We start from the raw sequence: 14,673 nt of genomic DNA, 5'->3' as shown, positions 1-14,673 counted from the left end.
CTTACTCCTCTGAAAAGCTTAATGCATCCGCACCGAGCGGTTGCAGCATCTTGGACACCGCGACTGCAGGCACATCCAAATCAGCAAATTGCCATTTCGGGTTGCGATCCTTGTCGATGATCTGGGCGCGAATGCCTTCCAGAAAATCGCCATGCTCCATCGCGCGATAAGTAAACCGGTACTCCAGATCCAGCGCTTTTTGCAATGTCAGGCCGGTTCCGCGCAGCCGATGCAACATCTCGACAGCACAAGCCATGGAGATAGGAGAGTTTCGCTGCAGGGTGCCGAGAATTTTCGTCGAAAATTCTGTGTCATCGTTACGCAAGCTGTTCAGGATATCGCTAAGGCTTTCTCCGCTGAATAGCCTGTCGATCTCGCCCTGCATTTCAGCCAAGGGGCTATCCGGTGCGGGCACTGCATGCTCATCCACCAGTTCCGCCCGTCCAGAGGCTTCCAACTGGTCTATCAGCCCCGCCCAATGCTCTTGGGGAATGAAATGGTCGGCAAACCCGGCATAGATCGCATCTCCGGGCCCCATGCGGTGGCCGGTGGTGCCCAGATACTCGCCCAATCGCCCCGGCGCCAGCGCCAACATCAGCGATCCGCCCACATCAGGAACCAGCCCGATTGAGCATTCCGGCATCGCGATCTTTGAGCTTTCTCCAACCACTCGATGGCTGCCATGGCACCCGATGCCAACCCCGCCACCCATGGTGAAACCTTGCAGGAAGCTGATCACTGGTTTTGAGTACTCAAAAATCAAGGCATTCAGGCGGTATTCGTCGCGCCAAAACGTTTGGCCATAAGCATAGTCCGCCTTGGTGCCGGTTGCATAAAGCTCGGCAATATCTCCGCCAGCGCAAAAGGCTTTGTCGCCTTCGGCATCGAGAATGATCAGATCGACTTGATCATCCTCACGCCAGTTGCGCAGAGCGGTATCGATGGCCATGCACATCTCATAGCTAAGGGCGTTCAGGGCGTGTGGTCGTGTCAGCGTGATGCGCCCGGCACGGCCTGTGGTGCGAATGTCGATATCGGACATCAAAGACCTCAGCGATTGGAGAGCATCTGGCGCGCAACGATCACGCGCATGATCTCGTTCGTGCCTTCCAAAATTTGATGCACACGTAGATCCCGCACCAGTTTCTCGATGCCATAATCAGCCAGATAGCCGTATCCGCCGTGCAATTGCAGACACTGATCCACAACCTTCGATCCGGTTTCTGTTACGAATTTCTTGGCCATCGCACAGAATTTTGTGGCGTCCGGTGCGCCCTGATCAAGTTTCCACGCTGCCTGACGCAAGAATGTGCGCGCCGCCTGCAGCTCAATCTCCATATCTGCCAGTCGGAACTGCAGCGCCTGAAACTGATCGATCGATTGTCCAAAGGCCTTGCGCTCGGACATATATTGCAACGTCATGTCCAGACCGTTCTGAGCTGCCCCCAGCGAGCAGGAGGCGATGTTCAGGCGGCCACCGTCCAGCCCCATCATCGCGTATTTGAAACCGTCGCCTTCAGCCCCGACCAGATTGCTGGATGGAATTTTGCAATCGTCAAACTGAACTTGCGCGGTTGGCTGGCTTTTCCAACCCATTTTCTGCTCCAGACCACCAAAGCTCAGGCCGGGTGTGCCGTCTTCGACATAGACGGTAGAGATCCCCTTAGGGCCGTCTTCACCCGTGCGCACCATGCAGACATAGGCATCCGAATAGCCGCCGCCGGAAATGAACGCTTTTGTGCCGTTGAGCGTGTAGCCTTCATTGGTCCGTTCAGCGCGCGTTTTCAATGCTGCGGCGTCTGATCCCGATCCGGGTTCCGTCAGGCAATAGCTGAGGACGGTTTCGAGGCTGAGGATACTTGGCATGATGCGGGCCTTCAGATCGTCACTGCCAAAGCTGTCCAGCATTTTGGCGCACATGTTGTGAATCGACAGGAACGCCGCGACCGAGGGACAGGCCATCGATAGCGCTTCGAACACCAGTGTCGCATCCAATCGCGTCAAACCCGAACCACCAGCCTCTTCCGAGACATAAAGTCCACCAAATCCTAGTTCGCCGATTTTGGGCCAAAGCTCTTTGGGGATGGTTCCGTCTGCTTCCCACTGACGCGCGAAGGGGGCGATGTGGTCTTGGCCAAAGGCGTAGGCCATGTCGAAAATGGCCGTTTGTTCTTCGGTCAGCGCGAAATCCATGACGTGTGCTTCCTGATGGCTATAGAATTGAACGAGCGTTTTATTCTTCAATCCTTACAGAAATTTTTCAATGACGGCAAACCCGGCGATTTAGGGGATTTCTGGACGGTGAGGTATACTGCGGGAATTCTGCTTTCTTGATCATTACGGAGTATTCTTATGTCGTCACACAAGCTTGCTGTTATCGCGATTCACGGCATGGGCAGCCAGTACAATCCTCAGAACCAGCCCCCATCCACGACCCCAACGTTTTCCAAAGGGCTGAAACGACGCGTTTCGAACCGGGTCGGCGCGGATATGGATGATGTGATCTGGCACGAGGTGGTCTGGGCACAGATCCTGCAAGGGCGGCAAAAGGCATATCTGCGTAAGGTCAACCGCAGCCTAGGATACGACAAGCTGCGCGAGTTTGTAGTGTGCAATCTGTCGGATGCTGCTTCTTACCGACCAACTCCGGATGATGGCGATAAGATCTATGAGGCGATCCACAAGAAAATCGAGAATGTGATGGGGGTCGTCAAATACCAGGTCGGACCACAGGGGCCTGTACTGATCCTGGCGCATTCGCTGGGTGGGCACATAATGTCGAACTATATTTATGACATGCAAAGACATCTGCGCCAGGGTGGTTCACCGGTTCACCCGACAGATGTTGAAAACATGAAAACCGTTGCTGGCCTCGTGACGTTTGGGTGCAATATTCCGATTTTTCTGTTCGCATATCCCGAGAATGAGATTTTTCCGATCATGGCCCCGAACCGCGCGCTGCCGCCTACGTTGCAGTTTTCGACCTGGTGGCGAAACTACTATGACAAGCATGATGTTTTGGGTTTTCCTTTGGGCAAAAGCGCGCCAAGCTATGAACAGCTCGCTCAAAGTGGGGCCTTGAAGGATAAGCCGATCAATGCGGGCAAAATCTTTACGTCGTGGAACCCGCTTTCGCATAACGGATACTGGACGGATCGCGATTTGTATGAACCCGTAGCGGACCGGATCAAGGAGATTTTGGCGGCGGTTTGACTTTATAGGTCGGCGTGAAATTCCTCGATCAGGTGCTTGACCACCGCCATGCCCGGATCATCCCCGCGCGCTAAAGCTTCAGCGTAAACACGGCGTTGGCGGGTGGCGGAGGTGCCATTTTCTGCGATCTGCCGAAGTCGGGCGAGTTCGGTCATGGTGCCCAATGCCTCGGTGTCTTCGGCCAACATGCCCATCAGCTCTCCGATCAGTTCAGCCATCGGCTTGATTGAGCGATCACCGAAATCGATCAGACCTTCGCCCACACCGTAGCGCTGCGCGCGCCAACGGTTTTCGCCGATCAGAAACTTATCATATTGCCGCCAACGAAGATTGCGGTCTTTCAGGCGGCACAGCATCCGGGTCAGCGCCTGCACTAGCGCTGCAAGCGAAAGCGTATGTTCAAGCCTTGGCTGTACGTCCATGATGCGTGTTTCTAGGGTGGGGAACCGGTGAGATGGACGTAGGTCCCACCAGATTTTAGAGGTGTCCTCGATCACGCCGAGTTCGACCAGCACGCCGGTGGTGCGTTCGTATTCGCCCCAACTGCTGAACACCGGGGGCAGACCGGTCCGGGGCAGATTGTCGAACACGGTGAGCCTATAGGAGGAAAGCCCGGTATCTTCGCCGTTCCAATAAGGAGACGAGGTCGACAACGCCAGCAGATGGGGCAGAAAGTAAGAAAGCTGGGGTACCAGGTCGGCGCGCAAGGCTTGATCTTCGACGCCCACATGCACGTGCATTCCGCAGATCAGCATCCGCCGCGCCACGCCGCCCAAAGCATGCTGCAGGGCGTCATAGCGTTCTTTCCGTGTATGGTGTTGATCTTTCCAGTTCGCAAACGGATGGCAAGAGACCGCGATCGGAGCCAGATTATACTCGGACGCACGTTTTGATACACAAGAACGCAGGCGCTTTAGATCTTCGCGCGCCGATCTGATCGTAGCATGTGGGCGGGTCCCGACTTCGATCTGGCACTGCAGAAATTCCGGGCTGACCTGGCCTTCGAAATCTGCCTGACAAGCTTCCATCAATGCTGCGGGCGCCTCGGCGAGCTGCAGACTGTCTTGATCGACCAGCAGGTATTCCTCTTCAATGCCGATCGTGAATTCCTGCTGCATGGCGGTCCTCGTTGGTCAATTCACATCAGTGAATACGGAAATTAGCGTTTTGCCAAGGGTTTGGCCTGTCGGTTCTTGCGGAAGTCCTGCGTGCACAGGTAAAGAGCGGGCGCAACGCAATGTGGAGCCGTCCTCGTGAAACCCAGAAAATTTCCGCAGATCAATGCAGCCCTAGATGAGTTGGGCGTCAAGCTGATCGACAAGGTTACGGAACAGGATGAACGGGCGCGGCTGGAAGCGTTCGAACGGGCAGGGGGATTGACCATGCCCGCTTATGCCCTGTCGCCGGGAATGGACGGATTCGATATCGCGCAACTTGTCGAAGAGTATACGCGCCATGCCGATGCGCTTGCAGCTTTGAAGGATCCGGTGCGAAACCAAACCGGTTATCACACCGGCAATGGATATTACGATAGCCCGGATGCGGATGCGCTTTACTTGATGATCCGCCGCTTTCAGCCCAAGCGCGTGATCGAGGTCGGCTGCGGGAACTCTACCCGCGTGACGCGGCAGGCGATCATTGATGGCAGGCTGGATACGACGATCACGGCAATTGATCCGTACCCGCGCGCAGATATCGCTCAAGTCGTCGATCAGTTTGAGCAGAAGCGACTGGAAGAAGTAGATCCCGCGCTGTTCGATCAGCTTGAGGCTGGGGATGTTCTGTTCATCGATTCAAGCCATGTGGTTCGGATGAGCAACGATGTCGCCCATCTATTCTGTCGGATCATTCCGGCGCTGAAACCCGGCGTTGTCATTCATGTCCACGATGTTTTTCTGCCTTATGAATATCCCAAACGGTTCTTCTATGACTGCCCAGGATGGGGTGAGCAGTACATGTTGCACGCCTTGCTGCAATCCGGTTTCTATTCAATGCTTTGGCCCGGATATTACCTGCAGCAGGATCGCCCCGACGCCGTCGCAGCGCTGCCGTTTCTAGAAGAGGGCCGTGCGCAGAGCATCTGGGTTCAGCTCAAAGAAAATTGATTTCTGTGTGATCCGGTTCGAACCCAGGCCCGTAACCCTTTCCATAACAAGCTGGAGAGGAGTTAACAGCCATGTTCCGCCGCACATTCATGGGCGCTGCCGCCGCATTTGCACTTGCACTGCCCGTCAAGGCACAGGCCGCTGATATCGTAGATACCGCAGTTGCTGCCGGGTCATTCAACACCCTGGTTGCTGCCGTTCAGGCCGCGGGCCTGGTTGATACGCTGAAAAGCGATGGGCCCTTCACCGTCTTTGCACCCACGGATGAGGCTTTTGCAGCTCTGCCTGAAGGCACTGTTGAAACCCTACTTCTGCCAGAAAACAAGGACCAGTTGGTGTCGATCCTGACCTACCATGTCGTGCCAGCCAAAGTGATGTCCGGCGACATTGCAGGAAAGCGCGCTAAGGTTCTGACCGTGCAAGGCGACCGACTAAGCGTGAACGCGAAAAATGGCGTGAAAGTTAATGGTGCCAAAGTTGTGCAGGCCGACATCGAAGCCAGCAACGGCGTCATCCACGTTGTCGACGAAGTGATCATTCCTGAATAAATCTACCACCTTCACGAAAACAAAAGCCCCGTTCCTGATGGACGGGGCTTTTTTTTGTGTTTCGTGTAGAAACTCGCCGTTTAGACCAAACGTACCTGAGTACCGACCTTTACCAGCGGGTACAGCTCTTCAACGTGCTGGTTATAAAGACCGATACAGCCGGACGAGCTCTGACGTCCAATCTTGCGGGTATCATAGGTGCCGTGAACCAGGTAGGCAGGCCAGCCAAGATACATAGCGCGAGTTCCCAATGGGTTTCCAGGTTCACCACCCTCCATGCGAATTGGCAACGAGGGATCGCGCTCGCGCATTGATGGGGTTGGTGTCCAGCTTGGGTTCTCCGCCTTGCGTGTGACTTTGGTATAGCCGCGCTTGGTCAGCTCTTCGCTCATCGGGACAGAACTGGGGTACAGCTTGTAGGTTCCATCCGGCCCCCAGTAATGAACAGCCCGGCTGGTGATATCGGCCAACAATGCGCCGACGCCCAACTCGTCAAAGTGATCCTGCCAATTCTGCTGCGAGAACGATGAAACGTTACGACGTACTGGAAGCTGCGTACTGATTGCTTCCTCGGTCTGTGGGAAAGCATCAGTGCTTTGAGCGCGCACGATAGCAGGGGCCGCAATCAGCGATGCAGCGCCCAAAAGGGCGTGACGACGGGTAAAACGATTTTGGGACAAGGTTGCCTCCAGGGAGTTATGAGCTGCTCGGATAGTTGAATTACCAATAAAATATTAGTGAATGCCTGCTTTTTCCAGAGGGCGACCTCTGAATTTCTTGTGAGGTAGGCGATCAGGCAGCAACTGGCGCAGGCACGAAAAAACCCGACCCATGTAGGGCCGGGTTTCCTGATTTGTAAGCTGAATGATCAGTCCATCGCTTTGAAGTTGAACTCGCCACCTTCCTTGATGCCCGACGGCCAGCGCGATGTCACTGTTTTGGTGCGGGTGTAGAACTTGAAGCTGTCCGGACCGTGCTGGTTCAGGTCGCCGAACATCGATTTCTTCCAGCCGCCAAAAGTGTGGTAGGCCAGCGGAACCGGGATCGGAACGTTGATGCCGACCATGCCGATGTTCACACGGCTGGCAAAGTCGCGCGCCGTATCACCGTCGCGGGTGAAGATCGCAGTGCCGTTGCCGTATTCATGATCCATCGCCAGTTTCAGCGCCTCTTCATAAGAACCCGCGCGGACGGTCGACAGGACCGGGCCAAAGATCTCTTGCTTGTAGATATCCATGTCGGGAGTGACGTTGTCGAACAGGTGCGGGCCAACAAAGAAGCCATCCTCATAGCCCTGCAGGCTGAAGTCGCGGTTGTCGACAACCAGCTTCGCGCCCTGCTCAACGCCCGAGTTGATCAGGCCAAGGATACGCTCTTTCGCGGCAGCAGTAACAACCGGACCCATGTCTACGTCGTCGCCCGCTGTGTAGGGGCCAACTTTCAGCTTCTCCACGCGAGGGATCAGTTTTTCGATCAGTGCGTCTGCGGTTTCTTCACCCACAGGCACGGCCACCGAGATTGCCATGCAGCGTTCGCCAGCCGCGCCGAAACCTGCACCGACCAGCGCATCAGCAGCCTGATCCAGATCGGCGTCAGGCATAACGATCATGTGGTTCTTGGCACCACCGAAACACTGCGCCCGTTTGCCGTTGGCGGTTGCACGAGCATAGATGTATTGCGCAATCGGAGTTGAACCCACGAACGACACGCCCTGAATGATTTCGCTGTCCAGCAGGGTGTCCACGGCCTCTTTGTCACCGTTTACGACTTGGAACACGCCCTTGGGCAGACCAGCTTCGACAAACAGCTCTGCCAGCATCAATGGAACAGAGGGGTCGCGCTCGGACGGCTTTAGAACAACTGCGTTGCCGCAGGCCAGTGCCGGGCCAACGTGCCAAAGCGGCATCATTGCGGGGAAGTTGAATGGCATGATCGAAGCGACCACGCCCAGCGGCTGACGCATTGAATACATATCGATGCCCGGGCCCGCGCTGTCGGTGAACTCACCTTTCAGCATCTGGGGCGCGCCGATGCAGTACTCGATCACTTCCAGACCACGCTGCAGATCACCCTTGGCGTCCGGGATGGTTTTGCCGTGCTCGCGGCTGAGAGCCTCGGCCAGCTTGTCCATGTCGCGGTTCATCAAGCCAACCATCGCCATCATAACGCGCGCGCGCTTCTGCGGGTTGGTTGCGCCCCAAGCGACCTGAGCTGCTGCAGCGTCTTCGATCGCAGCGGTGGTCTCGGCGACACTGGCCATCGGGCATTGGTACTGCACTTCACCCGTTGCTGGGTTGAATACATTGTCAAAGCGGCCAGATGTGCCAGCGACATTTTCGCCGTTGATGAAATGGGTCAGGTTCTGCATTGCAAACTCCTCCGGATTAAGTTGCGCGAAGAATAGACTTGCGAAAATCACCTGAACAGAGGCAATATTTCAAATCAGTTTTGCAAAAATGCAAAGGGTAGAGCATGACGCCGAATTGGGATGATTTGCGGGTTTTCCTGGCGGTCGCGCGCGATGAAAGCCTTTCAGGGGCGGGGCGGATTCTCAAGATCGACCCGGCGACTGTCGGGCGCAGAATCGCGCGGCTCGAAGCGGCATTGGATGCGGTGTTGTTCACGAAATCACAGCAGGGCTATGTGTTGACGACTGCGGGACAACGCCTGATGGAGCATGGGCTGCAGGCAGAAGAGGCTATGCGCGCTGCGACTGGTGTCATGTCAGGCTCTGCCAAATCGCTAAGCGGTCAGATCAGAATTGGTGCCCCGGATGGAAGTGCCAATTACCTGTTGCCACAGGTCTGCGCCAAGATCAGCGATGCCAATCCTGATCTCGACATTCAGATCCTGGCGTTGCCGCGCATCATCAACCTATCCCGGCGAGAGGCCGACATGGCGGTAACAGTCAGTGCGCCCACCGCAGGGAAACTGCTGGTGCAGAAGATATCCGACTATCGGCTGCATATGGTCGCAACGAAGGAATACCTGAGTCGTCACGCCGAAATTCGATCCATCGAGGATCTAAAAGGGCATCGGATGATAGGCTATATTCCGGACATGATTTTCGACCGCGAGCTGGACTATCTCAACGACATTGGTGTTGAACGTGTCGCGCTTGCATCAAACTCTGTTTCCGTTCAGCTGCGACAAGTTTCGCTGGGAACAGGGGTCTGCGTGGCACATGATTTCACATTGCCGTTCCATCGGGGATTGCAGAAAATCCTGACGGATCAGGTCAGTCTGACCCGGGGGTTCTATCTGGTCCGCCATCAGGGCGATCAGCGCAATGAGCGGTTGAACCGCTTTGCCGAGGCGTTGACGCGCGGAATACGGGACGAAGTAGCGCGGCTTGAGCGCGAAGCTTCACCTTGACACATTCACACATTCCGGCAACGCTTTGGAAAACAGTACGTAATTCCGGAGGTTTTCGCTTATGCTTGTACAGGCCATTCTCAAATCCAAGGCCAGCGGCGGTGTGGAGACGGTCGAGCCAACGGCATCCGTTTCTCAGGCTGCCGAGATTCTTGCGGAAAAGCGGATTGGTACTGTGGTCATTTCCGAGGATGGGGGGCAGACGGCAGCGGGCATTTTATCCGAACGAGACATTGTTCGCGAGTTGGCTGCCAGCGGCAGCGGATGCTTGGATAAACCCGTTAGCAACTATATGACCAAGCAACTTGTGACCGCCAGCCAGCAGGATACTGTTGAGTCTATCCTGTCCCAGATGACCGAAGGACGATTTCGCCACATGCCTGTATTGGAAGATGGCAAACTGGTCGGCATCGTTACGCTGGGTGATGCGGTCAAGGCGCAACTTGCTGAACTTGCTATGGAAAAAGACGCGCTTGAGGGCATGATCATGGGGCATTGAACGCGGGGGCTGTTTCAGCCTCTTGCACCTGCGGCAAAGTTATGTTTGCTTGCGCAGAAATATTGTTGCGCTGGAGAGCCCAATGCGGGTTGGATTATATCCCGGTACTTTCGACCCTATCACCATGGGTCATATAGACATTATTCGCCGCGCGGCTGCGCTGGTGGATAAGCTCGTCATTGGTGTTGCTATCAACCGGGACAAGGGCCCGCTGTTTTCTTTGGAAGAGCGTGTCGCGATGATCGAGGCCGAATGCGCCCATCTAACCGAGCAGACTGGCACCGAGATTGTCGCGCATCCGTTTGAAAACCTGCTGATCGATTGCGCCCGCGATGTAGGCGCTCAGATCATCGTGCGCGGACTGCGTGCGGTTGCGGATTTCGAGTATGAATTCCAGATGGTTGGGATGAATCGCGCGTTGGACGACTCGATTGAGACCGTGTTCTTGATGGCGGAGGCACGGCATCAAGCCATTGCGTCGAAACTGGTCAAAGAAATCGCCAGATTGAACGGGGACGTGTCAAAATTCGTCACGCCCCGCGTCAATTCCGCCTTGAAAGAGCGGTTAGGATAGCGCGCCCATCGCGGCGGCTGTATCCAGCATCCGGTTCGAGAAGCCCCATTCGTTGTCGTACCATGCAAGCACCCGAACCAATGTGCCGTCAGTTACTTTGGTTTCAGCCAGTGAAACCGTCGAGCTATGCGAGTCGTGGTTGAAATCGATCGAGATCAAGGGGCGATTCTCGGCCGCCAGCACGCCGGGGATTTTGGCGGCGGCTTCTACAAAGAGGGCATTGACCTCTTCTTCGGACGTCGGTCGCGAAACCTCAGCAACCAGATCAACGACTGAGACATTGGGCGTTGGGACACGAATGGCTTGCCCGGTCAACTTACCAGCAAGCTGCGGCAGAACCAGACCAACAGCCGATGCCGCGCCAGTTGTCGTCGGAATCATCGACAGTGCTGCTGCGCGCGACAGGTAGGGGTCTTTACCCGCAGTGTCGTGAACCGGTTGGCTGGCCGTGTATGCATGAACTGTGGTCATGTTGCCGTGTTTGATTCCCAGTCCTGCGTCCAAAGCCGCCGCGACCGGCGACAGGCAGTTGGTGGTGCACGAGGCATTGGAAACAACGATATCGTCGGCAGTTAGCTCATGATCGTTTACGCCGAACACGACTGTCTTCACGCCGCCGTCGCCACGGGCAGGGGCCGAGATCAATACTTTCTTTGATCCGTTTTTCAGGTGCCGCTCAGCTGCTTCACGGGTCCGGAAAACACCGGTGCATTCCAGAACCACATCCACATCAGACCAGTCCAGTGCTTCGGGATCACGCTCGCTGGTCAGCCGGATGGGCCCAGCACCCACATCCAGACCTGCATCAGTCAGAGTTACGGGTTTGGAATAGCGTCCATGCACACTGTCGAACTCGAACAGATGTGCGTTCATTTCGGGCTTTGCCAGATCGTTGATTGCGATGATTTCAACATCAGTACGTCCAGATTCCATGACGGCCCGAAGAACGCCGCGCCCGATCCGTCCAAATCCATTGATTGCCAGCTTGAGTGTCATAATGCGCTCCGTCAGAACATGGTCCATAGATGGTTAGCGCTAACAAAGCCAGATTGGCGCGAAAGTCAAGAAAAACCTCTGTCAGCGCCAGAAGGCGAGCCAATCCAGGAAATCGTAGAGCTTCTTGCCCAGGAACAGCAGGTGTTCGGTGCCGAATAGTGCCACGTCCAGCATCAGACCGCCCAGAATTAGGATTCCAAGCCAGATGGCGATTTGATTTGTCATTTCTGCGCCCTGAACGTAAATGCCCGCTCAGATAACCTGAGCGGGCATAAAGGTACAAGCGATGTGCGAAGGGTCAGTTAAGGCGGCCCATCGCCACGGCGACATCCGCCATACGCACCGAGAATCCCCATTCGTTGTCATACCATGCCAATACGCGCACCATTCGGTTGTCGACAACTCGGGTCTGATCCGGCGCAAAGATCGAGCTTTCTTCGGTGTGGTTGAAATCGGTCGAAACCAGCGGCGCGGGCTCATACCCTAGAACGCGCTGCATCGGGCCTTTCGCTGCCTCTTCGACGATGGCGTTGACCTCTTCGACAGTGACGTCGCGCGAGGCGCGGAATGATAGATCAACGGCCGAGACGTTTGGAGTGGGCACGCGGATCGCCGAGCCGTCCAGACGCCCTTTGAGATTCGGCAGAACCTCACCCAGCGCGGCTGCAGCCCCGGTCGAAGTCGGGATCATCGACATGGCGGCAGCGCGGGCGCGATACAGATCGCTGTGGCGACGGTCCAGCGTCGGTTGGTCGCCGGTATAGGCGTGAATCGTGGTCATGATGCCATGCTCGATGCCGATACCTTCGTCCAGAACTTTGGCAAGCGGAGCAAGGCAGTTGGTGGTGCAAGAACCGTTCGACACCATGTTGTCGTTTGCAGTCAGGCTGCTGTGGTTCACACCAAATACGATGGTCTTGTCGACATTCTTGCCAGGGGCCGATAGCAGAACCTTGCCTGCGCCGCGCTCAAGATGGGTTTTAGCCTTCAGGCCGTCGTTGAATTTACCGGTGCATTCCAGAACGACATCGCAGCCTTCCCAGTCCAGCTCGTTCATATCGTAGGTCGAGAACATCTCCATCGGGCCGCGACCCAGATCCATGGTGTTGCCTTCGACCGAGACGTCGCGTGGGAAACGTCCATGGATGCTGTCGTATTTCAACAGGTGCGCGGAGGTTTCCAGCGGGCCGGTGGCGTTGACCTTGATCACTTCGATGTCGTTGCGCGCCGATGCGGCGATGTGCGACAGAGTACAGCGGCCGATGCGGCCAAAACCATTGATACCGACCTTGATGGTCATCCGACGTCTCCAAAAATGCGCTTACGTTGCAGGCCATATAGCCGCGAATATTGAATCTCAAAAGGGCAAAAATGGCATATTTTTAAGGTGTTAGCGCAAACCTGCGCCGATTGCGCTAACGCTTGCGCTAGCCGTTGGATCAGGTAGGGTCCGATCGAACAGATGAATGGAAAGGAAGCGCGATGAGTGGTCTGTTGGCCCTGTTGGACGACGTGGCGGGCATTGCAAAGGTCGCGGCGGCTTCGGTGGACGATGTGGTGGCCGCTGCCGGCAAGGCTGGGGCCAAGACTGCGGGTGTGATCATTGACGATGCGGCCGTGACGCCCAAATACGTTCAGGGTTTTGCCCCAGCGCGGGAACTGCCGATCATCTGGCGCATCGCGCGCGGATCGATTTTCAACAAGATCATTCTGTTGTTGCCAGTGGCATTGCTACTAGCCAATTTTGCGCCTTGGTTGATCACACCGCTGCTTATGCTCGGTGGTTCATATCTGTGTTTCGAGGGGGCCGAGAAGATTTTTCACGTCCTGTTTCCACATGGGAGCCATGCGATAGACGAAGATATGAAAAATCCTGATCCTGGCCATCTGGAAGAAAAGAAGGTGAAGGGTGCGATCAAGACTGACTTTATTCTTTCTGCTGAAATCATGACCATCGCTTTGGCGGCCATTGAAGCGCCGAATGTGTGGATGCAAGCCGCGACGCTGGCCGTGGTGGGCGTTGGGGTCACCGTCGCCGTTTATGGCTCGGTCGCTCTGATCGTGAAAATGGATGATGTCGGGCTGTTCCTGGCGCAAAACGCTCCGACGCCGATAGGGCGTGGAACGGGAAGGGGCCTAGTCAAAGCGATGCCCGTTGTTATGAAAGTTCTGTCTATCGTTGGTACTGCTGCGATGCTGTGGGTCGGCGGGTCGATCATGATCCACGGTATGGAGGTCCTGGGCTTTGGCTGGCTGGGCCATCACATTTACGACTGGGCAAATGCTGCGAGTCATGCTGTGTCTGAACAATGGGCAGGCGCGGTAAAGTGGATCGCGAAGGCGACGATGGATGGTGTATTCGGTCTGGCCTATGGGCTGGCGCTGATACCGGTGGCAACCAAGCTGCTGTCCCCCGCGATCAGCGCGATTTCGGGATCTGCGAATAAACACTGAAATCAGGATCATGTGACGTGAGGTTTCATCTGGCACAACGGTAAGAGCGGGGTAAGTTCCAATCGAAGCATATCCGGTGTGAGATCGATGACTAAACTCAGCCTTTCCCAAGTCCTTGCCAGTTCAGATCGGTTGAACGGGATGCTGCAGTTTCCGGTGCCGCCAAACTGGATGCAAGGCCGCACAACATATGGCGGCTTCTCGTCTGCCTTGCTGCTGGCTGCTGCAAGAAATGCGGTCGCTGTTCTGCCGCCATTACGCTCGGCCCTGATCAATTTTACCGCGCCCATCGGTTCACCTCCGCTGATCGAAACCGAGGTGCTTCGCAATGGGCGGAATGTCACGACGATCAATACACGAGCAAGGATTGAGGGGAATACAGCCGCACTTGGGACATTTACGTTTGGCAAGGCACAGGACAGCCATGTGGCGTTCGAACATCCGGCTAAGGCAGAGATACAGCCAGAGATCACCGAACACTATTTCCCGCCAGATTTGCCAAAACTTCCCATCGCATTTCTTGAGAACTTCGACGTTCGGTTGATCGACGGGGCGCGGCCATTTGCTGGTGCAGAGCGTGGCTATGTGAAGGTTTGGGCGCGCCATAATGATGCCGATATGCGCGATAGGATCGAAGGGTTGATCGCAATTGCGGACCTGTTGCCACCGGCCATATTCCCGACATTGAAGAAGCCGGGAAACAACTCATCAATGAACTGGATTTTCAACGTGCTATCCGAAGATATTCATACTCGCGATGGATGGTGGTTGATGGAACATCAATTGACAGCTGGACATGACGGCTACAGCTCTCAGGTCATGCGGATGTGGAACACCGATGGTGATCTAATTGTCGATGGTATGCAGTCAGTAATAATTTTCGTCTAACAAAAAAGGCCCCGGTTTTAA

General features: G+C 55.6%; 16 protein-coding genes. 8 read left to right on the top strand and 8 right to left on the bottom strand.

Annotated features, from left to right (window positions below):
- Nucleotide 1: 1 nt before the first annotated feature.
- Complete coding sequence (locus tag ACR0L9_RS07950) at nucleotides 2-1,042, bottom strand: enoyl-CoA hydratase/isomerase family protein (protein WP_480895369.1); 1,041 nt, start codon at nucleotides 1,040-1,042, stop codon at nucleotides 2-4.
- Between the two features lie 8 nt (nucleotides 1,043-1,050).
- Nucleotides 1,051-2,193, bottom strand: a complete 1,143-nt coding sequence (locus ACR0L9_RS07945) for an acyl-CoA dehydrogenase family protein (RefSeq protein WP_480895368.1) — start codon at nucleotides 2,191-2,193, stop codon at nucleotides 1,051-1,053.
- A 159-nt stretch (nucleotides 2,194-2,352) separates the two neighbouring features.
- Between ACR0L9_RS07945 and ACR0L9_RS07940 the strand changes: the two genes are divergently transcribed.
- On the top strand, nucleotides 2,353-3,213 hold the full coding sequence (locus ACR0L9_RS07940) for a hypothetical protein (RefSeq protein ID WP_480895367.1): 861 nt from the start codon (nucleotides 2,353-2,355) through the stop codon (nucleotides 3,211-3,213).
- A gap of 2 nt (nucleotides 3,214-3,215) precedes the next feature.
- Here ACR0L9_RS07940 and ACR0L9_RS07935 read toward each other — a convergent pair whose 3' ends face one another.
- Entirely contained in the window at nucleotides 3,216-4,331 is a 1,116-nt protein-coding gene (locus ACR0L9_RS07935; RefSeq protein ID WP_170393197.1) for a carboxylate-amine ligase, read from the bottom strand.
- A gap of 135 nt (nucleotides 4,332-4,466) precedes the next feature.
- Between ACR0L9_RS07935 and ACR0L9_RS07930 the strand changes: the two genes are divergently transcribed.
- Both ACR0L9_RS07930 and ACR0L9_RS07925 read left to right on the top strand, forming a co-directional pair.
- Complete coding sequence (locus tag ACR0L9_RS07930) at nucleotides 4,467-5,318, top strand: class I SAM-dependent methyltransferase (protein ID WP_480895366.1); 852 nt, start codon at nucleotides 4,467-4,469, stop codon at nucleotides 5,316-5,318.
- A gap of 71 nt (nucleotides 5,319-5,389) precedes the next feature.
- Nucleotides 5,390-5,866 carry a fasciclin domain-containing protein gene (locus ACR0L9_RS07925; RefSeq protein ID WP_170662452.1) on the top strand — a complete coding sequence of 159 codons (477 nt, stop codon included), beginning with the start codon at nucleotides 5,390-5,392 and terminating at the stop codon, nucleotides 5,864-5,866.
- Between the two features lie 80 nt (nucleotides 5,867-5,946).
- Here ACR0L9_RS07925 and ACR0L9_RS07920 read toward each other — a convergent pair whose 3' ends face one another.
- Both ACR0L9_RS07920 and ACR0L9_RS07915 read right to left on the bottom strand, forming a co-directional pair.
- Nucleotides 5,947-6,546 carry a L,D-transpeptidase gene (locus ACR0L9_RS07920; RefSeq protein ID WP_170393194.1) on the bottom strand — a complete coding sequence of 200 codons (600 nt, stop codon included), beginning with the start codon at nucleotides 6,544-6,546 and terminating at the stop codon, nucleotides 5,947-5,949.
- Between the two features lie 188 nt (nucleotides 6,547-6,734).
- The gene (locus ACR0L9_RS07915; RefSeq protein WP_170421406.1) at nucleotides 6,735-8,234 is read right to left on the bottom strand and encodes a CoA-acylating methylmalonate-semialdehyde dehydrogenase; all 1,500 of its coding nucleotides are present in this window, start codon (nucleotides 8,232-8,234) and stop codon (nucleotides 6,735-6,737) included.
- 104 nt (nucleotides 8,235-8,338) lie between these two features.
- Between ACR0L9_RS07915 and ACR0L9_RS07910 the strand changes: the two genes are divergently transcribed.
- The 3 genes from ACR0L9_RS07910 (at nucleotide 8,339) to coaD (ending at nucleotide 10,314) form a co-directional block, all read left to right on the top strand.
- Entirely contained in the window at nucleotides 8,339-9,241 is a 903-nt protein-coding gene (locus ACR0L9_RS07910; protein ID WP_170625962.1) for a LysR family transcriptional regulator, read from the top strand.
- A 61-nt stretch (nucleotides 9,242-9,302) separates the two neighbouring features.
- Entirely contained in the window at nucleotides 9,303-9,740 is a 438-nt protein-coding gene (locus tag ACR0L9_RS07905) for a CBS domain-containing protein (RefSeq protein ID WP_170405529.1), read from the top strand.
- 82 nt (nucleotides 9,741-9,822) lie between these two features.
- Nucleotides 9,823-10,314, top strand: a complete 492-nt coding sequence (gene coaD / locus ACR0L9_RS07900) for a pantetheine-phosphate adenylyltransferase (protein WP_170393190.1) — start codon at nucleotides 9,823-9,825, stop codon at nucleotides 10,312-10,314.
- On the opposite strand, the gene gap (ACR0L9_RS07895) is transcribed toward coaD, so the two are convergent.
- The 3 genes from gap (ACR0L9_RS07895) to gap (ACR0L9_RS07885) all read right to left on the bottom strand — a co-directional run bounded on the left by gap (ACR0L9_RS07895) (nucleotide 10,306) and on the right by gap (ACR0L9_RS07885) (nucleotide 12,610).
- A complete protein-coding gene (gene gap / locus ACR0L9_RS07895) occupies nucleotides 10,306-11,310 on the bottom strand; it encodes a type I glyceraldehyde-3-phosphate dehydrogenase (protein WP_170510534.1) in 1,005 nt (334 codons plus the stop codon). The genes coaD and gap (ACR0L9_RS07895) overlap by 9 nt on opposite strands.
- Nucleotides 11,311-11,391: 81 nt before the next feature.
- Nucleotides 11,392-11,535 carry a hypothetical protein gene (locus ACR0L9_RS07890; protein WP_010439846.1) on the bottom strand — a complete coding sequence of 48 codons (144 nt, stop codon included), beginning with the start codon at nucleotides 11,533-11,535 and terminating at the stop codon, nucleotides 11,392-11,394.
- A gap of 73 nt (nucleotides 11,536-11,608) precedes the next feature.
- A complete protein-coding gene (gap, locus tag ACR0L9_RS07885) occupies nucleotides 11,609-12,610 on the bottom strand; it encodes a type I glyceraldehyde-3-phosphate dehydrogenase (protein WP_480895365.1) in 1,002 nt (333 codons plus the stop codon).
- Between the two features lie 182 nt (nucleotides 12,611-12,792).
- On the opposite strand from gap (ACR0L9_RS07885), the gene ACR0L9_RS07880 reads away from it, so the two are divergent.
- Nucleotides 12,793-13,764, top strand: a complete 972-nt coding sequence (locus ACR0L9_RS07880) for a DUF808 domain-containing protein (protein ID WP_480569586.1) — start codon at nucleotides 12,793-12,795, stop codon at nucleotides 13,762-13,764.
- An 87-nt stretch (nucleotides 13,765-13,851) separates the two neighbouring features.
- Nucleotides 13,852-14,652: a thioesterase family protein gene (locus ACR0L9_RS07875; RefSeq protein WP_480895363.1), complete on the top strand. Its 801-nt coding sequence runs from the start codon at nucleotides 13,852-13,854 to the stop codon at nucleotides 14,650-14,652.
- Nucleotides 14,653-14,673 lie beyond the last annotated feature (21 nt).

Source organism: Ruegeria sp. I3, assembly GCF_056532525.1.
This window is presented reverse-complemented; position numbering and strand designations above follow the sequence as displayed.